Raw genomic sequence first — 20,123 nt, forward strand, 5'->3', positions numbered from 1 at the left:
TGGCCGCTTCACATCGAATGCTGCTCTAGTTATCCTTTTTTTCATTAAGGGACAAGAGCGCTCCGTGTAAAAGCGACCATTATATTTATAGTTACACGCATGAATCTGCGTATATTGGTGCTGACTGAATGATATTATTTGGAGGAACCCGCTGTTTTGACTTTGTCCAGCATTTTATCGTTAAAGCCAAACATCCAAGTCAGGACAAAGGATACTGCCATAGCAGCCAAGTTCGCCAAAATATAAAACGGAAGCTGATGGTTCATGTAGAGCAACGTACCTGGAATAACAGTAACCGCCATCCCTGTAGCCGCCAAATGCAAGACCGAAGCAATAAAACCACCAACCGCTCCGCCGATGAGACCCATGACAAAAGGCTTCATATATCTCAAGTTGACCCCGAAGATAGCCGGCTCTGTAATTCCTAGGAAAGCAGAGAACGAAGAAGGAAGCGCCAACGCTTTCAGCTTGCTGTCCTTCGTTTTCAGACCAACTGCCAGACAGGCAGCTCCCTGTGCAGCCATTGCGCAGGTAATAATAGCATTGAAGGCATTTACGCCGTTCTTTTCAAGCAGTTGAATCTCCAGGAAATTAAATATATGATGCACACCTGTAACGACGATAATCTGATGCAAAAAGCCGATGACGATCCCTGCAATACCGAAAGGCAAATCAAGTACAAATATGGTTCCGTGCAGCACCCATTCTTCAAGTGAATGGAAAACTGGACCGATAGCAAACAGTCCCAAAGTGATCATAATCAACAATGTTAAAAATGGTGTGAGAATCAGATCCAGCGCTTCAGGCACTCGTTTGCGTAACGCCCGCTCCAGCTTGGCTCCGATCAAGCCCACGAAGAAGGCTGGTAATACCGAGCCTTGATAGCCCACCACAGGAATGAAACCGAACATCGTCAACGGATGGGCTGAGCCGTCCGCAACACTATACGCGTTAGGCAAAGCCGGGTTTACCAGCATCAGACCGAGAACGATACCCAGCACCGGACTGCCGCCGAATACTCTAAAGGCTGACCATGCGACTAACGCAGGCAAAAAGGCAAAAGCCGTATCCGTTAATACCTGTGTATATAATAAAAAGTTAGGTGAAATATCCTGCGGCGTCATGCCGAGCAATGCGAGAATTTGCGGCTGAGTGAGCAAACCGCGCAGTCCCATGAACAACCCCGTAGCGACCAGCACTGGAATAATCGGTACAAACACGTCGCCAAAGGTGCGGATAGACCGCTGGAAGACGTTGCCCTCCTTTTTCGCCTGACTCTTCACCTCTTCTTTAGATGAACCCGTCACGCCAAGCTTTTCAACCTCATCAAAAATCCGATTTACCGTTCCTGTACCAAAAATAATTTGATATTGACCTGAATTGAAGAAAGCCCCCTTAACCTTGTCGATCTCCTCAACCTTTTTCTGATCAATTTTCTCTTTATCATGCACCATAATGCGCAGGCGCGTTGCACAGTGAGCAAACGAAGCGATATTTTCCTTTCCACCGATCGCCTCGATCACTTCTTTAGCTATCTCTCTGTTTTCCGCCATGATGTTCATCCCCTCGTTCATTCCGTTATGTTTGATGATTAACGATCCACTTGATGAATTAGCCTACTCATGTAAAATTCCATTTTACCGCTTGGAAGAGAGCCTCTCCCTTGTCGGCAAAAAAGCGTATTTCGTCACTCTCTGGGTGCGGAAAAATACGACTGGTGAACACTTCTTCCCCATCATTGACGAAAATCTCAACTGAAGATGTATCTACAAACAGATGAAGTTTAATATGATCCTTGTCCCATGCACACTGCCGTACTTCACCGTACGAAGTGGCTACAGGCTCACCCGATTGCGTACGATCCAATACAAGTTTACGGCTAACGGCATTATATTTAATCACCGTTTTCTCCGTCTCACTCGCACGGAATTCAATACCGAATGCCTTGGCATCCAAAAGATCTACTTCGCAGATCATCTCATAGGCAGTACCCTTAAATCCTTCGTAGGTTTTGCTCTCTGAGGACAACGTGTCAGCTACCCGATCCTCACTATTTCTACGCAGCGTGGTTAATTCGGGGATAGGCCGCTGCAAGAGTTTTCCCTCATGAAGCGTAAGTTCCCTCGGTAATGTCAGACAGTGGGCCCATCCGTTCGGATCTGTCGGATATTCGATATCCGGCAGCCCCATCCAGGCCACCATAATACGACGCCCCTGCGGGTCAATCATCGTCTGTGGTGCATAGAAGTCGAAGCCCCGATCAAGCTCCTGGAATGCGCCGTGCTCCAGTGTTCTTGACTCTGTATCCAGCAGTTTGCCGATGACGTAGCCCGATTGATAAATATTGTGGTTTTCATCCCCTGAAGGCTCCAAGCCCTGTGGAGAAAAGACCAACACACCCGCTCCATTCAGTTCAAAATAATCCGGGCATTCCCACATATATCCAAACGATTCCAGCCCCGTGCTCAGTTCTCCCTCGAACTGCCAAGTGTGAAGATCCGTTGAACGATAAAGGACAACGCAGCCTGTTGAATCTGTTCTTTGTGCACCAATCACACAGTAGAAACTATCGCCGTCCTTCCACAGCTTGGGATCACGAAAATGGTCTGTATAACCTTCTGGCACATGGCCAATAACAGGATGCTCCCACTTGGTAATGTGACCGCTCTCATCCATAACAGCCATGCATTGATAAGGATGTCTGATCCAGTTTTCGTCACGAGTATTTCCTGTATACATCATGTATAATTTGCCCTCATGCTCCAGCGCGCTGCCGGAATAAGCCCCATGCGAGTCGAAGTAGTCTCCAGGTGTGATGCCAATGCCTGCACTATGCCATGTGACCAAATCTTTGGATTTCAAATGATACCAATATTTCATTCCGTGATCGGTTCCTAGTGGGAACCACTGATAAAATAAGTGGTATTCGCCTTGATAATATGAAAATCCATTCGGATCATTGAGCAAGCCTGTCGGTGGTTGGATATGAAACGACTGCCGCCACGGACATTGCTCCACCTTTTTCTGCAAGCTTGCTATTTCACCGGGCTCAGCCTGCTCGATTAATCGATACTTTTGTTCTTTTGTCATTTTCATAGGTGTACCTCATTTTTTTAAAACTTAGATTTTTGGGAACCGGTTCCAATGTAATGAAAAAAAATTAAACGGAACCGGTTCCTATACAATGAAAAAAATATACTCATCCATGGATTTGCAACCGATTCCAATTGTGCAAGAGTGCAATGGAACCGGTTTCGAAGAAATTATAATCCACCTGCTCAGCGTTTGTCAACGCTTTCTCTTTCAATAAGGGTATAATCCATGACTGTCACTTGCTCTACCGTTTTATGTTCTACCAGCCGTACAATGTTTTGGGCTGCTACACGTCCGGCCTCCATATACGGATATTGAACAGTTGTTAGCGCAGGGTGAATGACCTCCGTAATATCGTATCCCCCAAAGCCAGTGACCGACAAATCCGACGGGATGGTAATTCCTCTGGAATAAGCCGCGTTGATTACCCCAAGCGCGATATTATCCGTAGCACACACCATCAACGATGGCTTGAATTGGTCTAAGATGGCGGATGCGGCAATCCTTGCATCGGACATTTTAAATCCGGTTTCATAGTATCTGATATCATATCCTGCGGCTCGCATCGTCTCGTCCGTATAACACGTAGCAGGTAACGCATCGCGAACAGCCTGCCTAAAGCCCTCTTTGCGTTGCACACCGACAGCAACGTCCCTTTCAGTAACACCGACATAGGCAATTTCACGGTGGCCCTGTGACAGGACATATGCACCGATATCATATCCGGCACGATAATCATCATGGATAAGGCTATGGATCTGCTCATGTTGTTGGCCTACCAGCAATACCGGAATACTGATATCTCGAATCGCGGTCAGGTGGTCGTCTGTAATTTGAGCAGCCAGCAGAATGATGCCTGAAATTTTTTGTCGTGCGAACTCATAGATCGCTTCGATTTCACGCTTTACATCCTGACTCGTATTAGAGATCAGCATCTGGTAATGTTGGGAACGCAGCTCCTCATCAATCCCCATTAACGTATGGGATGTCGCAAAGGAATCCAGCCGTGGCACGACGGTTCCGATAATGTTGGTTCGTTTTGCCTTCAAACTTTGGGCAAAGGTATTGGGCACATACCCCGTGGCCTTAACCACCTTTTCAATTTTACGCTTAGTGTCCAGGCTGACAGATCCGCCGTTCAAAAAACGGGATACGGTGCTCTTGGATACACCAGCCATTTGGGCTATATCTGCAATTGTCTTATTCATGAGGTCCCCCGGAGATTTTCATTTTCATAAGCGTCCAAAACTTCTCATTTCATATAATTCTATAATACCATATGGCAGGATTGGATTGCTGTAGCTTCAGTTTCACTATGCACAAAAAGCCGTCCCTTCCATGAAGAAGGAAACGGCGTTTTATGATGGACTGAATTTTAAAAATCAAAGTTGTCCGGATCTGGACCTACCCGAAGATTGGCATTTAACTCCTGAATTTGATCCATATCCTCACGCGTCAATTCAAAGTCAAAAATATCGGCATTTTCGACGATTCGATGCGCCTTGGTGGACTTGGGAATAGTGACGACTCCCTGCTGTACATCCCAGCGTAAAATCACTTGAGCCACCGATTTACCGTGCTTGTTCGCTATGTCTTGCAGCACCGGATGATCGAGCAATTGACCCTGCATGAGCGGGGACCAGGCTTCCATTTGGATGTTGTTCTTTTGACAGAATTGCAGCAGCTCGGTTTGGGTTAGCTGCGGGTGAAATTCCACCTGATTGACCATTGGCTTGATTTCTGCATCCTGCATGAGATCTTCCAAATGATGAATTTGGAAGTTGCTGACTCCGATGGCCTTAATCCGTCCTTCTTTATACAAGGACTCCAAAGCTCTCCAAGCTTCTTTGTACTTCCCTTGAACCGGCCAATGAATCAGATATAGATCCAGATAGTCCAGTCCCAGTTTGTTTAGGCTTGCTTCATAAGCCGCTCGTGTCTCTTCATAGCCTAAATCTGCATTCCACACTTTGGAGGTGACGAATAGTTCTTCTCTGGACAGATTATTCTCCGAGAGGGCTTCCTGAATAGCCTGTCCTACACTGTTTTCATTCGCATAGATTGCCGCTGTATCTATACTGCGGTAGCCATGCTTTACAGCAGCCTTCACAGCATTGACCAGCTCTGAACCTTCTTCTACTTTAAATACCCCGATGCCAAACCAAGGCATGCGAACTCCGTTGTGCAATGTTGTTGTGCTTTGTAGGTTTTGTGTCATTTTGTATCTTCCTCTCTATTTTTTAAAAGTTTTAGCCTACCAAGGCGGTTGTATCCCTTTTTTCGAGCATACGACTCCAGACTGTCAGTAGAACCGCCACCAAAACCATTACCCCACCGACCCAAGTTGTATGCATGAGACCCATTGAATCTGTCACAATACCTCCCACATATGCTCCGATTGCGATCCCTGCATTGAAGGCCGCAATATTAACAGCAGAGGCGACATCGACCGCTTTGGGTGCAAAACGTTCGGCTAACATAACTACATACACCTGTAGACCAGGCACATTCATAAACGCAAGCAATCCCATAAAGAAAATCGTCACCAGACCTGCCGTTTGAAATGGCACGGTAAACCACAGCAGAAACAGGATCACAGCTTGAATCAGAAACATGTAAAACAAAGCTGAAAGCGGTCTGCGGTTCGCAGCTTTTCCACCGATGACATTCCCGATAGCAATGGCGATTCCATACAATAAGAGAATGAACGTTACCGTATTTTCTCCAAAACCGGTTATGTCATGAAGTAATGGAGATAAATAAGTAAACACGACGAATGTGCCCCCATATCCCAAGGCAGTAATGATAAATGCAAGTAGCAAGCGACCATTCGTAACCAGTTTGACCTGCTCGCTGAAAGGAGTCTTATTCCCTTTTCGGAGCGTAGAGGGCAGCAGAATCAGATTAGCAATGAGGGCCACAACACCGACGACCACAATGGCCATAAATGCAGCCCGCCAACCCCATTGCTGCCCCACGTAGGTGCCCAATGGTACCCCTGTGACGGTGGCAACGGTCAAGCCGGAGAACATAATCGAAATGGCACTCGCCCGCCGATCATCGGGAACAAGGTCGGCCGCGATGGTGGACCCGATGGACATGAACACTCCATGGGAGAACGCCGAGATGACACGTGCAATCAGCAGCAGGGTGATTCCACTAGAGACCGCAGCAAGGCTGTTGCCTGCTATAAACACAATCATGATCCACAGCAGTAGCGTTTTACGAGGAACACTCGATGTTAACGAGGTCAACACAGGTGCCCCAATGGTAACCCCTAATGCATACAGCGTTACAGTTAGTGCGGACATTGTTACGGATATGTGCAAGTCTTCAGCGATCAGGGGAAGCAATCCTACGCTGATGAACTCAGTGGTCCCAATGGCAAAGGCACTTACGGCTAAAGCCAGTAATGGCCAGATACTTCGTTTGGATTCTGGCGACATGTTTTTCACTCCTATCTATAGTAATCTTCGACCAGCAGATGTTATTATGAGTTATTCAATCAATTATGAACAGTACGTACTTTTTAGTGATATAGGTACCAAAAAGTACCCTAGAGGCGACATACACGGAGGGATCGGCATTGGGAAAGAAAAAATACAATATCTCTGTTGAGGCGACATTAGAGGTGATCGGGGGAAAATGGAAGTGTGTGATTCTGTGTCATTTGACCCATGGAAAGATGCGAACAAGTGAATTAAAGCGCATGATGCCTTCCATAACACAAAAAATGCTGACTCAACAGCTTCGTGAATTAGAGGAAGACGGCATTGTCAATCGGATTAGCTATAATCAGGTTCCACCCAAAGTGGAGTACGAGCTTAGTGAATATGGATGTAGTTTGAAAAGCATTTTGGATTCACTTTGTGCCTGGGGAGAAAGACATATTATTAAAGAATACGGGGATAAATCTGCGGTTTTGGAGGATAACATTCTGAATAAGCTGTAAAGCAAAAAAAAAGCGTCTGCACTAGATCAGCAGGCGCTTTCTCTCTCTTACAATTCCAAGATTTACGAATTGGACATCATTTTATTTGGTAAAATCAATGACCATACGTCCTTGGATTTTGCCATGCTCCATCTCTTCGAAGATCTCATTGATGTCTTCAAGCGGACGTTTTTGTACAAGAGGAACAACTTTACCTTCTGCAGCAAACTGGAACGCTTCTTTAAGGTCTTCACGAGTACCGACCAAAGAACCGATTACTTGAATGCCGTCCAGAACCAGACGCGGAATGTCCAAATCCATTTTATCGGTTGGAAGACCTACAGCTACGACACGCGCGCCAGCCTTCACAACGTCAATGGCTTGGTTGAAAGGTGTTTTGGCAACAGCAGTAACCACGGTTGCATCCAGACCAGCACCGTTCGTTAATTCCTTAGCTCGGGCGACTGGATCTTCTTTCATGCTGTTAACAATATAGTCAGCACCAATTTTTTTGGCCAGTTCGAGTTTTTCATCACTGATGTCAAACGCTACAACTTTAGCATTGAATACATTTTTGGCGTATTGCACAGCCAAGTTACCCAAGCCGCCGATACCGAAGATACCGATCCATTGTCCTGGTCTGATATCGCTTACTTTAACTGCTTTATATGTTGTAACCCCTGCGCAAGTTACACTACTTGCAGCGGCAGGATCAAGGTTATCTGGTACTTTGACCGCATAGTCAGCTGTGACAATACATTGTTCTGCCATTGCACCATCTACCGTGTATCCGGCATTTTTAACTTCACGACACAAAGTTTCCCGTCCGGTTAAACAATATTCGCAGTGACCGCAGCTTTCGAACATCCAGGCAATACTTACGCGATCGCCAATTTTAAGACTGGTCACTCCTTCACCTAATTCAATGACTTTCCCAATACCTTCATGTCCCAGAACTCTGCCTGTGACATCACCGAAATCTGCATTTTTTACGTGTAAATCTGTGTGGCAAACCCCACAATATTCAACTTGGACTAACGCTTCCCCATGTTTCAGGGAGCGCAAAGGTTTCTCTTCTACACTAACTTTCTTGTCTTTTGTAACAATTGCTGCTTTCATGTAGATCTCTCCTTTGAGTAGATATGGAATTATTTTGTAACGCACACCCCACTATTATAGTTACTTCCCCCAAAGAGGACAAACAAAATTTCACCACTCCATTATTCTTTCTACACCCCGGTAATAATAAGCAACCATTTCTACCTTTTTCCTAAGTCCTTGTACCCTTGCAGGAACTTTGTACAATAATTTACAATGTAAAAAGTTTCACATACTCTATTTGGAAGAAGGATAAAGAAACATGAAAAAACATTGGAGAGGTTGCTTGTTCAGCATATTTTCCATAATCTTGGCACTGTCGGTAACAGGATGTACATCACCCGCCACTTCTAGTCCTACTAGCGCATCATCGTCCTCAGCTAACAACGCTCATGCAGTTATTCAGAAAAGCCCGCACTGGTCCTACGAAGGGGATGAAGGACCGGAGCATTGGGGGGAGCTGGAAAAGGATTTTGTCGCTTGTGGTAACGGTCAGGAGCAATCTCCCATCAACATAGAGCATTCCCATCTGGAAGCTTCGCATACGCAGCAGCCGTTGCAGGTTCATTATTCAACCACTAAAGTATCCATACTAAATAATGGACATACCGTACAAGTCAATGTGGCTAGTCCCAGCAATAATATTGTCGTGGACGGCGCTACATTCACCTTAAAGCAGTTCCATTTTCATCATCCAAGTGAACACCAAATAGACGGTAAAAATGCTGAAATGGAGCTTCATTTTGTTCATCAAAGCGACAACGGAAGCACAGCTGTCTTAGGGGTTCTTATACAAAGTGGCAAAGAAAACAAGGCCTTCAACCGCATCTGGTCCAAACTGCCAAAAGGTATCTCTCAAGAAGCGAACTTGGAGGGAGAAATAAATCTTGCCTCGCTGCTGCCAAAAGACCTGCACTCCGTTCGCTACAACGGATCACTGACTACCCCGCCATGTACAGAACATGTGAATTGGACGGTATTGGAACAGCCTATTGAAATGTCGGCAGACCAAATCAATCAGTTTGCTGCCATTTTTCCCGACAACCATCGACCTGTACAACAGCTGGGAACCCGTGAGCTGAAGACCGATAAATAATAAAATATGTCTGGACCAAAGTCTTCAGGCCAGTAGTAATACTGACCATCTTCATCACAGCGTCAGGAATCTTCACGATCAGATCAAGAGACACAGCCCCCCCTCTTTCGGGTAGTTTCACTGTGTCTATCCCACCGGTTGCCTTGTCACTCACTATAATATAAACGGGAATATAGTAGAAATTATGTGCCGATAACTAACACTCTCTAAATGAGAGCCACATACTTTATACTAACTATTTATAGTAAAGGAGTTGGCAAGATGTCTGTTAAAAGAGTTAGCCGCCGGACTAAAAAAGTTGTCCCTCCAATTCTTAGATATCGAACTAAACGTCAAACTAAATTTAGAGTTACTCAAGTACGTAACGGGAGTTTTGAAAATAGTTCCTTTTCGCCATGGCGTCCTGTAGGTAATGTATCTCTCTCGCGCGTTCGCCCTCATACAGGCAGGGCAAATGCCCGCTATTCGGTTCTGCCAGGTCAAAGTGCATCATTAACTCAAACTCTTTCTCTAAGTCCCTTTCGTTCATATCGATTAACATTTTTTGCTGAATCACCAAGTTCCACTGGTATCCTCCGGGTTAGACTTCTAGGTAGCACATTTTCAGGTGGAGTACTAAACCTCATAAGTATTCCTTCAGGAAGATACCAAAGTTATAGTTTGACTATTCCAGCAGCTTCTTTATTAGGCCGTTCAGTCTTTAATTTAGAATTCCAAGTTACTGGTACAGGAACAGGTTCCCAGCTGTCAGTATTAAATCTTGATACTGTTTCTATGGTTTCTATATAATAAACCAAATATAAAGGCCGCCTTATATATAATACAAACAAGAAGCCTCCTCATTCATCTCATAGAGGAGGCTTCTTGTTATTAAAGTTGCTGTCTACTGATCATCGTTATAATCGCACCAGTTGCTCCACCTTCACCGGCAGACCTGTGCGCATAGAACGGTTGGCAGCGATGCCTGTTAAAATGGACCATGCGCCATCAATATGAGAGGCCGCACGATGAAACCGATCCTCTGCCGGCTTATCGAAAATATCCCGCAGCATGACCGGATCTCCTCCGCCATGTCCCCCCACGCCTTCCTCTACTTCGACCTCGTAAGGTGCTGCAAAGTGAGGATAGATCGTGATAGTTTTCTCTTTTAGCGCCCCCTCATCTGCCTTGCTGCCACCGGAATTAACATAGGATTGCTCGGACACCCGAACTTCCATCCGTCCCTTGGTGCCGTTAAATACAATGATAAAGCCCTCCCATGGCATATAAGCGTTCAGTGAATAGTTCATTACCGTTTTATTCTGATACTTCACCATGACACTGAGCGTATCCTCAATACTGATATTGTCGCCAAATACGCTTTGGTCCCGCACATATCCATCCTCATGCTCCGCATCCAGATACATACTTTTTAGATGCTCGTTACGATCCAGGTGTAAGGCAAAAGGGTCATTCTCCGCCGCCTTGCTGCCGTAAGCCCGTTGATAGAACTCCGTCACGCCACGCTGCTCCGCATTCTCCCGGCCGTAAAATTTCAAATCACCCAGCGCATACACTGTCTCCGGCTTCGAGCCAAGCCAGAAGTTCATCAGATCAAAATGATGGGTTGATTTGTGCACCAGCAGACCGCCGCTATTGCGCTTGTCCCGGTGCCAGCGGCGGAAATAATCCGCGCCATGCTGGGTATTCAGCAGCCATTCAAAATTGACTGATAAGATGTCACCCAGTGTCCCGTCCATGATAACCTCACGGATTTTCGTATTATGCGGGGCATAGCGATAGTTAAAGGTGACGCGCAGCTTCCGTCCCGTGCGTTCTATGGCATCCAGAATGTCTTGGCATTTATCCTCGTCCACCGTCATCGGCTTCTCGGAAATGACATCACAGCCCAGCTCCATCGCCCGGATAATATACCGATGATGCACTCGGTCAATGGTGGTGACGATGACGATATCCGGCTTCACCTCCGCGATCATCCGATCAAATTCGTGAGCTTTATAGGTTGGAATCAGCTGGTGCTCGTATTTCTCTTGCAACAGCTGATTGGCATAGTCCATTCTCGTCTGGTTGACGTCACAGAACGCGACCAGCTCTGATGTATCTTTGAAAACGGTAACAACTTCACCGTAAAAAAATTCAGCTCTTCCTCCGGTGCCCACAAGCGCATATTTGATTTTAGCCAATTGGTTCACACCCTTTACATGAATTACTTCTATTTTATAGTATAAGAAAGAGCGAAATCTTCGCTTTTATTGTGAATTCGTCCAAAAAGTATGCATATATTATCCTCATGAATACTTTCATAAAGGAGCACGTCGTTATGATCGCCACACCCCTTTTTGCCATCGAGCAAGCGCTTCGGATGGTGCCGTTTAGCATGTCTGCTGACCATGTCCATCAAGCGCATGAAATCTATTATCTGCTGGCAGGAGAGCGTTACTACTACATTAATCAGCGTGTATACGCACTACAGAAGGGCGATCTGATCTGGATCAGCAAACATAATTTTCACCGTACGAGTAACAAAGGGAGCGGCAGCCATGAGCGAATCTTGATCAACTTTGATGAAGCGTTTGTAGGCTCGTCCGCGTCTGTCACTCCATCCGGCGATCAGAATCACCTGCTATTGCCTGAAAAAAGCTTTTTGCTTCGCCCCTCTGCAGCAGAACAACGTGAGCTGGAGCATTTGTTCCAGCAAATGCTGGATGAATACCATCAAGAGCATGCATACCGCCATATGTATCTTCAAAGCCTGTTGCTCCAGTTGCTGATCCGAATCCGCCGTATACAAGCGGCTGCTCCTGAGACCATAGCGCCGGAACGCAGCGAGCAGCAGCAGCGCGTGTACTCGGTGATTGAGTACCTGCATGCCCACTATGCCGAGAAGCTATCGTTGGAGCAACTGGCAGGACATTTTTATATTAGCAGCACCTATCTGTGCCGCATTTTCAAGCAGACCACAGGCTTTACGTTGGTCGAGTATCTTCAGGATGTACGGGTTCAGCAGGCTCGGGCGTATTTGAAGGAAACAAACTGGAAAGTGACCGCCATTGCTGAAAAGACGGGCTTTGACAGCATTGCTCACTTTGGCCGTGTATTCAAGCATTTCACCGGGCGTACTCCATTACAGTATCGGAAAGTACACAAAAAGGAGTAGGGAAAAGCCCCTACCCCTTGATACCTGTTAAGGTAATGCCCTCAATAATTTGCTTTTGGGCGATGATGTAGACGATGAGCACCGGGACGACGGAGATGGTGGTACCTGCCATCATCAGTGACCAATCGGCGGTATATAGTCCTTTGAAATTGTTGAGCAAAAGTGGAACTGTAAATTTCTCTGGTGTATTGAGATAGATCAGCGGATCAAGAAAGCTGTTCCAGGCACCCAAAAAAGTGAAAATCCCGATCGCCGCCAATGCCGGACGAATGAGTGGCAGAATGACACTCCAGTAAATGCGAATGTATCCCGCCCCGTCCATGACTGCTGCTTCCTCCAGATCGCGTGGAATTCCCATGACGAATTGACGGAGCAAAAACACCGCGAATGCATTAAACAAGGCTCCAGGTACAATCAGCGACCAATGCGTATCCAGCCAGCCGATACGATCCATCACCAAGTATAGCGGAATCATCGTTACCTGCTTAGGCACCATCATCGTAGCGAGGAACAAAATAAACAATATATCCGAACCCGGAAAACGGATTTTAGCAAAGGCATACGCTGCCATAGATGCGCTAATCAGCGTCGCTGTCACGATGATAAACGTAATGTAAAAGCTGTTCATGTACGCCTGCACGAAGGGCATGGCCTCCAGCGATGCCGGATAGTTGCTCCATACAAACGGATCGGGAATCCATTGTGGCGGAACGACAAAAATTTGAGAGATATCCTTTAAAGAACTGAGGATGGTCCATAGAAATGGAAAAAACATGATTAAAGAACCGACAGCGAGCAGCAATTGGCGCAGGAGCATCCTGCCTCTGCAACTAATCTCCATAGTGCACCCACCTCTTTTGCATTTTAAATTGCAGCAGTGTAAATATGAGAATAATCACGAACAAAATCATTGCCGCTGCCGCACTTTCTCCCATCGTGAAATCAATGAATGCCTGATCGTAAATGTGATACACAAGCGTATAGCTTGCTTTGGCTGGCCCGCCGTTTGTCATGACGAACGCCTGATCGAACACCTGAAAAGAGCTGATGACCATCATGATGGTGACAAAAAAGGTTGTTGGTGACAATAGCGGCAATGTGATATACCTTAGCTGCTGGAACTTGCTGGCCCCGTCAATTTCGGCTGCCTCGTAATAGCTTTTGGAGATGCCCTGAAGTCCTGCCAAAAAAATGACCATGTTGTATCCCAGTCCCAGCCATATGCTAAGTAGAGCAATCGACGGGATCACCCAATGCGTATCGGTAAGCCACATCGGGCCTGCAATGCCAATCGCTCGCAGCAAGTGGTTTAAAATGCCAAATTCACCATTCAGTATCCACATCCAGATGACCCCCACCGATACCGAACTGGTTACGACAGGCATGAAAAAAAACAAGCGATAGATTTCCCTACCCTTCACTTTATTGAGTACGATGGCTACGAGCAGAGCCAACACAATCCCCACCGGAATGACCAGCACCATATAGTACACCGTATTAATGAGCGCCTTCCAGAAATCAGGATCAGATAATTGACCTTTAAAATTGTCCAAGCCGACAAACAAAGGTACCCCAAAACCATCCCAATTGACAAAGCTTAAGTAAAACGCATACAGCAAGGGCAGCAGTGAAAAACATAACAGACCAAGAAACTGGGGGCCAATAAATAGATAGCCCCACAGCGCTTGATGCTTTTTCTGCATCTTGTCACCTTCCTCCCTGGTCACGGCCCATCCCGTGTTTACTTGACCGCCTTGGATATGATCTGGTTCAACTTCTCAATAGTTGTCGCAGCATCCTGCTTGCCCAGGAACATCAGGTCAATGGTTTCCGTGATATCGGAGTTCAACCCGGGCACCTGTGCATCATATGCCAATGCGGAACCATAAGCATGCCCTTTATCACGTCCCTCAGTCAGATAGCCCGAGTGCTCAATCGTCGCCTTTTTCATGATGCTCTCATCTGCGGCAGCAAGCGTACCCATGGCATTGCCACCTTCAACCAGCCGCGCCTCCTGCCCTTTCACAGAGACGTAGAAAGCTGCCAGCTTCATGGCCTCTTGCACATGCGGACTGTTTTTGTTGACAGCTACATATGCAACCGGGATGGCGACAGGCTCATTTTTACCAGTGTTGGAGGGCCAGTAGATATAATCAAAGTCGAGGCTTTTATTTTGGCTAAACAAGGGCTCCAGCCATCTTCCTGCCGCCAGCATGCCGACCTGATTGGACATGAACATGGCATCTGCCCCCTGCCCTTTTGGGAGTGAGCCAAGGTATACCGCATTTCCCTTTTTCACCATATCGTACATAAAAGCGAACGCTTCCTTGCCCTTTTCATTGTGGTCCAGCACATACTTGCCTTGTTCATCAAAGATCCGGCCACCATTCGACCACACCCATGAATACCAGTGAGCCCACCAGTTTTCCGCAATATAGCCCTGCTTTCCGGCGGCCTTCAGCTTGGATGTAACCTCCTCAAAGGCGTCCCAGTTCCACTTGCCCTCATCATAGTATTCCTGCGGTGTTTTCACACCTGCTTCCTTAAATACCTTTTTGTTGTAGTACATGACCATCGGGTTTGAGTCAGGAGTGACCCCATAGATTTCCCCATCACGCTTGGCCGGACCCCATAATCCTTCCGGAAAATCCTCGGCCTTCACGTCACTTGCCTCACTTTTTAAAAATTCACCCAAAGGCTGCACCTGTTTTGCTCCGATCAAACGCGCAATCGTCGACTCATATGAATAAAAGACATCCGGTCCGCGACTTCCCTGTAGCTGTGTCAACAGCTTTTGCTCATATTGGTCTCCCGGTACTGGTACCAGCTTAACTTCGATATTCGGATTCTCTTTTTCAAATGCATCCAGTGCCCGCTGATACACCTTCACCTCCGCAGGGTTACCCCAAACTTGCATCGTAAGCCGCACCTTTTGTCCATCTGTATTCTCTATTTTGGGAGAAGTGCTGCATGCCGTTGCAAGTAAAAACAGAATGCTGAGGGAAAATCCAATTTTTATCCAACTCATGTAATTGTCCACCTTAACCGCCTCCTGTAGCTTCGCATGGTTGTATATCACCCTTCTTTGAAGCGCTTACAAAACTTTCCCTATCATCATATGTAGAAGGAGAAAGCGCGATATCCCCATTTTCATTTTTATATAAATTTTTTTCTTTTGAGTGGCTCTGATATGACAGTAACCAAGAGAAAGACATCACGAGGACGTAAAGGTCTGCACAACAAAAAAAAAGAAGAATGCAGATCACCTGCTTCCTTCTTTTGTATTCCTTCAATTATGATTTCGTTTTCTATGACTTTATTAGCATCTTTTCAAAAGTGTTATAGCCATTTGTTTCGCCTATATAAGTATAGCCACATTGTTGGTAAAAACCGCTAAGCTTGTCATTGCCCGCAATACAATCCAGACGGATTCGATCCTTGCCTGCGAAGCGGATACCTTGCTCAATCCACTGCATAAGCTCACGGCCCAGTCCCTTCCCCGTGTTATCGCGATCTACAACCAAACGATGCAGATACACGGAGGTACCTCCCTCGGAATTCATCCCGTCTAATCCCCACAATCTACAATCCCAAGCACTGGGCTGCTGCTGCAAGATCACTGCGCCTGCCAAGCGATGATCGTCTGAGGTTCGGAAAATAACCACTTCTCCGCGTGAAATAGCACCACCCAGATTGTGATCATCTTCTCCTTTTAGTAATTTGCCCCATTGCGTGGAACCCTTGCTGTGCAGCCATCTGGCCGTCTTTAAAATTAACTCCTGAATCTCAGCCTGATCTTCATTACTTGCCTGATAAGCCACTAATCCTGGTTTGACGGATGGATCGACAATCGTCATTGATGTCATGCTGCACCTCAACTCTATTTTTTTATGTATAAAATATAGCATAAAAAAATAGAGTTTGATGCTCTAGCTATTAGCGTTCAGAATTTACCATTTTCAAGCATAGAGCTTCTTTGCCATTCTCTCCACATCATAAAGATCAAAAGGGGTATGCCGATGCAGGCCAGTACTGGGGTTAAGGGCAACCCAACCGGCTCATGGATTCTAGCGGAAATGACTTTGGCCAGCATCAACAACCCGCCTCCCCAAAGGATGGAGCCCAACAAGAGAAGCCGTGGACGCTTTCCTATCATACAGCGCATGAAATAAGGCACAATAAGCCCTATATATCCGATGGTACCACATGCCCACACCGTAATGGCGGTCAACACAATTGCGAAGGGAATGTACAGGGGTTTCAGCTGCTTGGGGAATGCGAAGACAGATCCTGCGACGAGAAGTGTAACCAAGGTAAGCCAAAACGTAAATGACCCTTCTCTTATTCCCCACCCTCCCACAGACATTGCCCACTCTTGCTGATTTTCTCCAAATAGCACAATAAATCCAGAGATTGAACGAAGGGCTACATCAATAATGAAACCAATCATGAATAAATGAATTCCCGCAGACCGTCCTCGAATGAAACGGATTCTATTTAATGTAAATACAATGAATCCCCCAAATACCGCCCCTGCAATACAAAGGGCCATACCACCAAGAGAGTCTATGTTCATTCCCAGTAAAAGGACAATACATAACCCCACCATTGCCCCAGGCATAAGTCCGGTTAAGGTGGGTGATGCAAATGGATTAGCTATTCGTAGTTGTAAAAGAGTGCCTGAAACGGCCAGACCTCCTCCGAGCAACAACATATCCAAGGCAAATGGCATACGAGTTTGGTATACAACTTCCTTCAATATGGGATCAGGATTGGAAGAAAACAACACTTCCCATAACTCTGCATAGCTGATAGGAAATATACCTGTGGTTAGCGATAGGAACAAACTAAAGATCAATAAAGCGAACCCTGTAACCAGGGTCAAAACTATTCTTTGTGGACGTGGTGGAACTGCGTTCGGTTCAGCAACGATCGTCCCACCTCCACATTCACTCCTATGTATTTCTTGTTCACTCATCAGATTTAAAAGGTCCCCTTTCCTCATTTCCCATAAAATATAAATAATACTATACTTTTATCGGTCATATATGGTGAAAAATGTAACCTTTCTAATCATTTCAACTGATGATATCCATATGAGGAAAGATGGAAGGGACGTGAATGAGGTGCCAAGCCGTAAACCTATTTTCTAAAGTATGAAAAGATGAAGAAGCATCGTATTAAAAAACGAGCTGACCTCCCGGTCAGCTCGTTTCAAATCCTGGTAAAGTGTGCTGCTCCATATTCACAATTTAATTCGTCTGTGCAGCAGGCACAATGCGGTACAATCCTGCAGTATCGCCAGTCGCGGGCCGTACCTCCTGAATGACCCAACCTAACGACAGCACCTGTTCCAGCCGATCATATTCGGCCTGCGTCAGTTCGGATGTGACAGCTTCGCTTCCTTCCTCCAGAGACAGCTCTGGCTCACCTCCAAGCGCCACGGCAATCCACGTACGAATGCCACGGATCGTATTATATTTGATCTGATACCCGTCTGTTACCGCGCTGACAAACACCTCCGGTTCATTGGCCGCCAGCCCGGTGGCAAGCTCCGCATAATCAAATTGTCCGTCCGTTGGCAGCTCATTTTGCTGCACCCGACGGATGAGTTCCTCAGGGGACCAGCCTAATGAACGTAAAGATTCCAGCATGAGCGCGTCCCACTGGGAAATACGTACTCTTTTCGTTGATTCAGTCATCGTTTTTTACCTCCTATAGGTTATGTACACGTACAACCAATCTTAACCTAACGGCTAACCGGGTACGCCACATAATGTCCGGGACTAATTTCTTTCAGCTCGCCAGCATCGTTGCTATCCTTGTCCCATACCCATGAACCGTCGGGTTGAGCCAAGCTATTCTGCCGCTCGCCGACCGCTCTCGGATCAGGCACAGGGATGGAGGAGAGCAGCGCCTGCGTATAGGGGTGAGCGGGCTGCTCATACAGTTCATCTGCGTCGGCTACCTCCACCAACCGTCCATGATACATCACGCCGATTCGATCCGAAATATGCCGCACCATCGACAAGTCGTGAGCGATGAACAGATACGTCAGTCCGAACTCCTGCTGGAGATCCTCCAGCGTGTTAATGACCTGCGCCTGGATGGACACATCCAGCGCCGAAATCGGTTCATCACAGACGATGAACTCGGGATTCACGGATAAGGCACGAGCGATGGAAATCCGCTGGCGTTGACCGCCGCTAAACTCGTGCGAATAGCGGTACAGGTGCTCTCGCTTCAGCCCTACCTTCTCCAGTAAAGCCACTACGGCATCCTTACGCTCACTGCCCTGATGCAATCTGTGAATATCCATCGGCTCACCAATCAGGTCAAGCACGTTCATACCCGGATTAAGCGAGGAATATGGGTCCTGAAAAATGCTCTGAATACGCCGACGTAGCGGCTTGAGCTGCTTGTCATTCAGCTTGGAAATATCCTGACCGTCAAAGCGTACCGTACCTTCCGTATAATCGTATAACCGTGTCAGGCAGCGTCCAACTGTCGATTTGCCACTACCGGACTCACCAACCAATCCGAACGTCTCGCCGCGCTTGATGTGGAAGCTTACGCCGTCAACCGCCTTGAGCACCTCGGAGCTGCGCCCTAACAAATCCTTTGCGGTCACAAAATGCTTCTTAAGCTGGTGTACCTCCACCAAGGGCTGATCCTCACCCGCCACATGGTTGGCCTCTCTCAACGCTTCATTCACCGTCATTCCCCTCCTCTGCACGACCCGCTTCGGACGTCTCGTAGACTCCGGCAGGCACGGCGTCCGGCTCGTTCAACCAGCAGGCTGCTCGCTGGTCAGAGCGCAACTCCACCATTGGCGGCCGCTCCACACAGCGGGCAAACGCATGCGGGCACCGTTCCATGAACGGACAGCCTGATGGCGGGTTCACCAGATCCGGGGGCGTGCCCTCAATCGGCACCAGCCGCTCACGGAAGCCGTTCGTACGCTGGGGTACAGAGCGCAGCAGACCCTGCGTATATGGATGCCCAGGACGATAGAAGATATCGTCCACACGCCCCTCCTCCATCACCATGCCTCCGTACATTACGATGACACGGCTGCACACCTGGGCGACGACGCCCAGATCATGGGTGATCAGGGCAATCGCCATATCGGATTGCTGCTTGAGCGTCTTGAGCAGCTCCAAGATTTGCGCCTGAATCGTCACATCCAGCGCTGTAGTCGGCTCATCTGCAATCAGCAGTTCCGGACTGCACGAGAGCGCCATTGCGATCATCACCCGCTGACGCATCCCTCCGCTGAATTGATGCGGGTATTGATTCATTCGACGCTCCGGTTCAGTAATACCTACCTGTCGCAGTAGCTCCACAGCTGCCTGCGTAGCTGCTTCCTTGCTCAATCCTCGATGCCTGCGAATCACCTCGACCAGGTGATAGCCTACTTTTTTGACCGGATTCAGCGAAGTCATCGGGTCCTGAAACACCATTGCGATTTGGTTACCGCGTATTTTACGCCATTGTTTTTCTGTCAGCGCGGTCAAACTTTCTCCACGGTAACGGATATCGCCGTTCAGCCGCTTGCCGGGTGGGGCAATCATCGACATGATCGCTTTCGCCGTAACGCTTTTGCCGCTACCGGATTCTCCTACAATTCCTACCGTTTCTCCAGCATCAATATGAAAGCTAACCCCTCGAACGGCCTGATTCTCCCCCCACGAGTGAAAAACGAGACCTCCAGCTGTTCGACAGACAGCAGATGTTCTGTCATTGTG

General features: G+C 47.2%; 18 protein-coding genes and 1 pseudogene. 4 read left to right on the plus strand and 15 right to left on the minus strand.

Going from position 1 to position 20,123, the window contains the following annotated elements; translation table 11 throughout:
* Nucleotides 1-134: 134 nt before the first annotated feature.
* The 5 genes from G7035_RS06980 to G7035_RS07000 form a co-directional block, all read right to left on the minus strand.
* Nucleotides 135-1,553: a sucrose-specific PTS transporter subunit IIBC gene (locus G7035_RS06980; RefSeq protein ID WP_016820208.1), complete on the minus strand. Its 1,419-nt coding sequence runs from the start codon at nt 1,551-1,553 to the stop codon at nt 135-137.
* Nucleotides 1,554-1,620: 67 nt separating this feature from the next.
* Nucleotides 1,621-3,096, minus strand: coding sequence for a glycoside hydrolase family 32 protein (locus tag G7035_RS06985; protein ID WP_019685851.1), 1,476 nt, complete (start codon nt 3,094-3,096; stop codon nt 1,621-1,623).
* 182 nt (nt 3,097-3,278) lie between these two features.
* Complete coding sequence (locus G7035_RS06990; RefSeq protein WP_019685850.1) at nt 3,279-4,301, minus strand: LacI family DNA-binding transcriptional regulator; 1,023 nt, start codon at nt 4,299-4,301, stop codon at nt 3,279-3,281.
* 167 nt (nt 4,302-4,468) lie between these two features.
* Entirely contained in the window at nt 4,469-5,311 is an 843-nt protein-coding gene (locus tag G7035_RS06995) for an aldo/keto reductase (RefSeq protein WP_019685849.1), read from the minus strand.
* A gap of 31 nt (nt 5,312-5,342) precedes the next feature.
* On the minus strand, nt 5,343-6,539 hold the full coding sequence (locus tag G7035_RS07000) for an MFS transporter (RefSeq protein WP_019685848.1): 1,197 nt from the start codon (nt 6,537-6,539) through the stop codon (nt 5,343-5,345).
* Nucleotides 6,540-6,679: 140 nt separating this feature from the next.
* Between G7035_RS07000 and G7035_RS07005 the strand changes: the two genes are divergently transcribed.
* Nucleotides 6,680-7,045: a winged helix-turn-helix transcriptional regulator gene (locus G7035_RS07005; protein ID WP_013368959.1), complete on the plus strand. Its 366-nt coding sequence runs from the start codon at nt 6,680-6,682 to the stop codon at nt 7,043-7,045.
* Nucleotides 7,046-7,126: 81 nt separating this feature from the next.
* Here G7035_RS07005 and adhP read toward each other — a convergent pair whose 3' ends face one another.
* Nucleotides 7,127-8,143 (minus strand): alcohol dehydrogenase AdhP, encoded by a 1,017-nt coding sequence (gene adhP / locus G7035_RS07010; protein ID WP_016820203.1) that lies wholly within the window; start codon nt 8,141-8,143, stop codon nt 7,127-7,129.
* Between the two features lie 241 nt (nt 8,144-8,384).
* Between adhP and G7035_RS07015 the strand changes: the two genes are divergently transcribed.
* On the plus strand, nt 8,385-9,218 hold the full coding sequence (locus G7035_RS07015; RefSeq protein ID WP_019685847.1) for a carbonic anhydrase: 834 nt from the start codon (nt 8,385-8,387) through the stop codon (nt 9,216-9,218).
* 261 nt (nt 9,219-9,479) lie between these two features.
* Nucleotides 9,480-10,007 (plus strand): hypothetical protein, encoded by a 528-nt coding sequence (locus G7035_RS07020; RefSeq protein ID WP_143069152.1) that lies wholly within the window; start codon nt 9,480-9,482, stop codon nt 10,005-10,007.
* 107 nt (nt 10,008-10,114) lie between these two features.
* Here G7035_RS07020 and G7035_RS07025 read toward each other — a convergent pair whose 3' ends face one another.
* Nucleotides 10,115-11,401: a Gfo/Idh/MocA family protein gene (locus tag G7035_RS07025; protein ID WP_019685845.1), complete on the minus strand. Its 1,287-nt coding sequence runs from the start codon at nt 11,399-11,401 to the stop codon at nt 10,115-10,117.
* 137 nt (nt 11,402-11,538) lie between these two features.
* Between G7035_RS07025 and G7035_RS07030 the strand changes: the two genes are divergently transcribed.
* Complete coding sequence (locus tag G7035_RS07030; protein ID WP_019685844.1) at nt 11,539-12,375, plus strand: helix-turn-helix transcriptional regulator; 837 nt, start codon at nt 11,539-11,541, stop codon at nt 12,373-12,375.
* Between the two features lie 10 nt (nt 12,376-12,385).
* Here G7035_RS07030 and G7035_RS07035 read toward each other — a convergent pair whose 3' ends face one another.
* The 8 genes and pseudogenes from G7035_RS07035 to G7035_RS07070 form a co-directional block, all read right to left on the minus strand.
* Entirely contained in the window at nt 12,386-13,216 is an 831-nt protein-coding gene (locus G7035_RS07035; RefSeq protein ID WP_019685843.1) for a carbohydrate ABC transporter permease, read from the minus strand.
* Nucleotides 13,206-14,078: a carbohydrate ABC transporter permease gene (locus G7035_RS07040; protein WP_017425662.1), complete on the minus strand. Its 873-nt coding sequence runs from the start codon at nt 14,076-14,078 to the stop codon at nt 13,206-13,208. Before G7035_RS07040 ends, G7035_RS07035 begins: the two co-directional genes overlap by 11 nt.
* Before the next feature lie 38 nt (nt 14,079-14,116).
* Nucleotides 14,117-15,415: an ABC transporter substrate-binding protein gene (locus G7035_RS07045; RefSeq protein ID WP_019685842.1), complete on the minus strand. Its 1,299-nt coding sequence runs from the start codon at nt 15,413-15,415 to the stop codon at nt 14,117-14,119.
* Nucleotides 15,416-15,683: 268 nt separating this feature from the next.
* The gene (locus tag G7035_RS07050) at nt 15,684-16,241 is read right to left on the minus strand and encodes a GNAT family N-acetyltransferase (protein ID WP_019685841.1); all 558 of its coding nucleotides are present in this window, start codon (nt 16,239-16,241) and stop codon (nt 15,684-15,686) included.
* A 77-nt stretch (nt 16,242-16,318) separates the two neighbouring features.
* Complete coding sequence (locus G7035_RS07055; protein ID WP_019685840.1) at nt 16,319-17,353, minus strand: iron chelate uptake ABC transporter family permease subunit; 1,035 nt, start codon at nt 17,351-17,353, stop codon at nt 16,319-16,321.
* 274 nt (nt 17,354-17,627) lie between these two features.
* Nucleotides 17,628-18,077 carry a hypothetical protein gene (locus tag G7035_RS07060; RefSeq protein ID WP_016820194.1) on the minus strand — a complete coding sequence of 150 codons (450 nt, stop codon included), beginning with the start codon at nt 18,075-18,077 and terminating at the stop codon, nt 17,628-17,630.
* A 47-nt stretch (nt 18,078-18,124) separates the two neighbouring features.
* On the minus strand, nt 18,125-19,096 hold the full coding sequence (locus G7035_RS07065) for an ABC transporter ATP-binding protein (RefSeq protein WP_172494045.1): 972 nt from the start codon (nt 19,094-19,096) through the stop codon (nt 18,125-18,127).
* Nucleotides 19,083-20,119 (minus strand): annotated as a pseudogene (locus G7035_RS07070) (ABC transporter ATP-binding protein). The gene G7035_RS07065 and the pseudogene G7035_RS07070 overlap by 14 nt, the downstream one beginning before the upstream one ends.
* Between the last annotated feature and the right edge of the window lie 4 nt (nt 20,120-20,123).

Source organism: Paenibacillus polymyxa (assembly GCF_015710975.1).
Lineage (GTDB): Bacteria > Bacillota > Bacilli > Paenibacillales > Paenibacillaceae > Paenibacillus > Paenibacillus polymyxa.

Bases quoted from the DNA above. Each gene is read 5' to 3' on its own strand.
- G7035_RS06980 (WP_016820208.1), bottom strand. From the start codon at position 1,553: ATGGCGGAAAACAGAGAGATAGCTAAAGAAGTGATCGAGGCGATCGGT.
- G7035_RS06985 (WP_019685851.1), bottom strand. From the start codon at position 3,096: ATGAAAATGACAAAAGAACAAAAGTATCGATTAATCGAGCAGGCTGAG.
- G7035_RS06990 (WP_019685850.1), bottom strand. From the start codon at position 4,301: ATGAATAAGACAATTGCAGATATAGCCCAAATGGCTGGTGTATCCAAG.
- G7035_RS06995 (WP_019685849.1), bottom strand. From the start codon at position 5,311: ATGACACAAAACCTACAAAGCACAACAACATTGCACAACGGAGTTCGC.
- G7035_RS07000 (WP_019685848.1), bottom strand. From the start codon at position 6,539: ATGTCGCCAGAATCCAAACGAAGTATCTGGCCATTACTGGCTTTAGCC.
- adhP (WP_016820203.1), bottom strand. From the start codon at position 8,143: ATGAAAGCAGCAATTGTTACAAAAGACAAGAAAGTTAGTGTAGAAGAG.
- G7035_RS07015 (WP_019685847.1), top strand. From the start codon at position 8,385: ATGAAAAAACATTGGAGAGGTTGCTTGTTCAGCATATTTTCCATAATC.
- G7035_RS07020 (WP_143069152.1), top strand. From the start codon at position 9,480: ATGTCTGTTAAAAGAGTTAGCCGCCGGACTAAAAAAGTTGTCCCTCCA.
- G7035_RS07030 (WP_019685844.1), top strand. From the start codon at position 11,539: ATGATCGCCACACCCCTTTTTGCCATCGAGCAAGCGCTTCGGATGGTG.
- G7035_RS07035 (WP_019685843.1), bottom strand. From the start codon at position 13,216: ATGGAGATTAGTTGCAGAGGCAGGATGCTCCTGCGCCAATTGCTGCTC.
- G7035_RS07040 (WP_017425662.1), bottom strand. From the start codon at position 14,078: ATGCAGAAAAAGCATCAAGCGCTGTGGGGCTATCTATTTATTGGCCCC.
- G7035_RS07050 (WP_019685841.1), bottom strand. From the start codon at position 16,241: ATGACATCAATGACGATTGTCGATCCATCCGTCAAACCAGGATTAGTG.
- G7035_RS07055 (WP_019685840.1), bottom strand. From the start codon at position 17,353: ATGAGTGAACAAGAAATACATAGGAGTGAATGTGGAGGTGGGACGATC.
- G7035_RS07060 (WP_016820194.1), bottom strand. From the start codon at position 18,077: ATGACTGAATCAACGAAAAGAGTACGTATTTCCCAGTGGGACGCGCTC.
- G7035_RS07065 (WP_172494045.1), bottom strand. From the start codon at position 19,096: ATGACGGTGAATGAAGCGTTGAGAGAGGCCAACCATGTGGCGGGTGAG.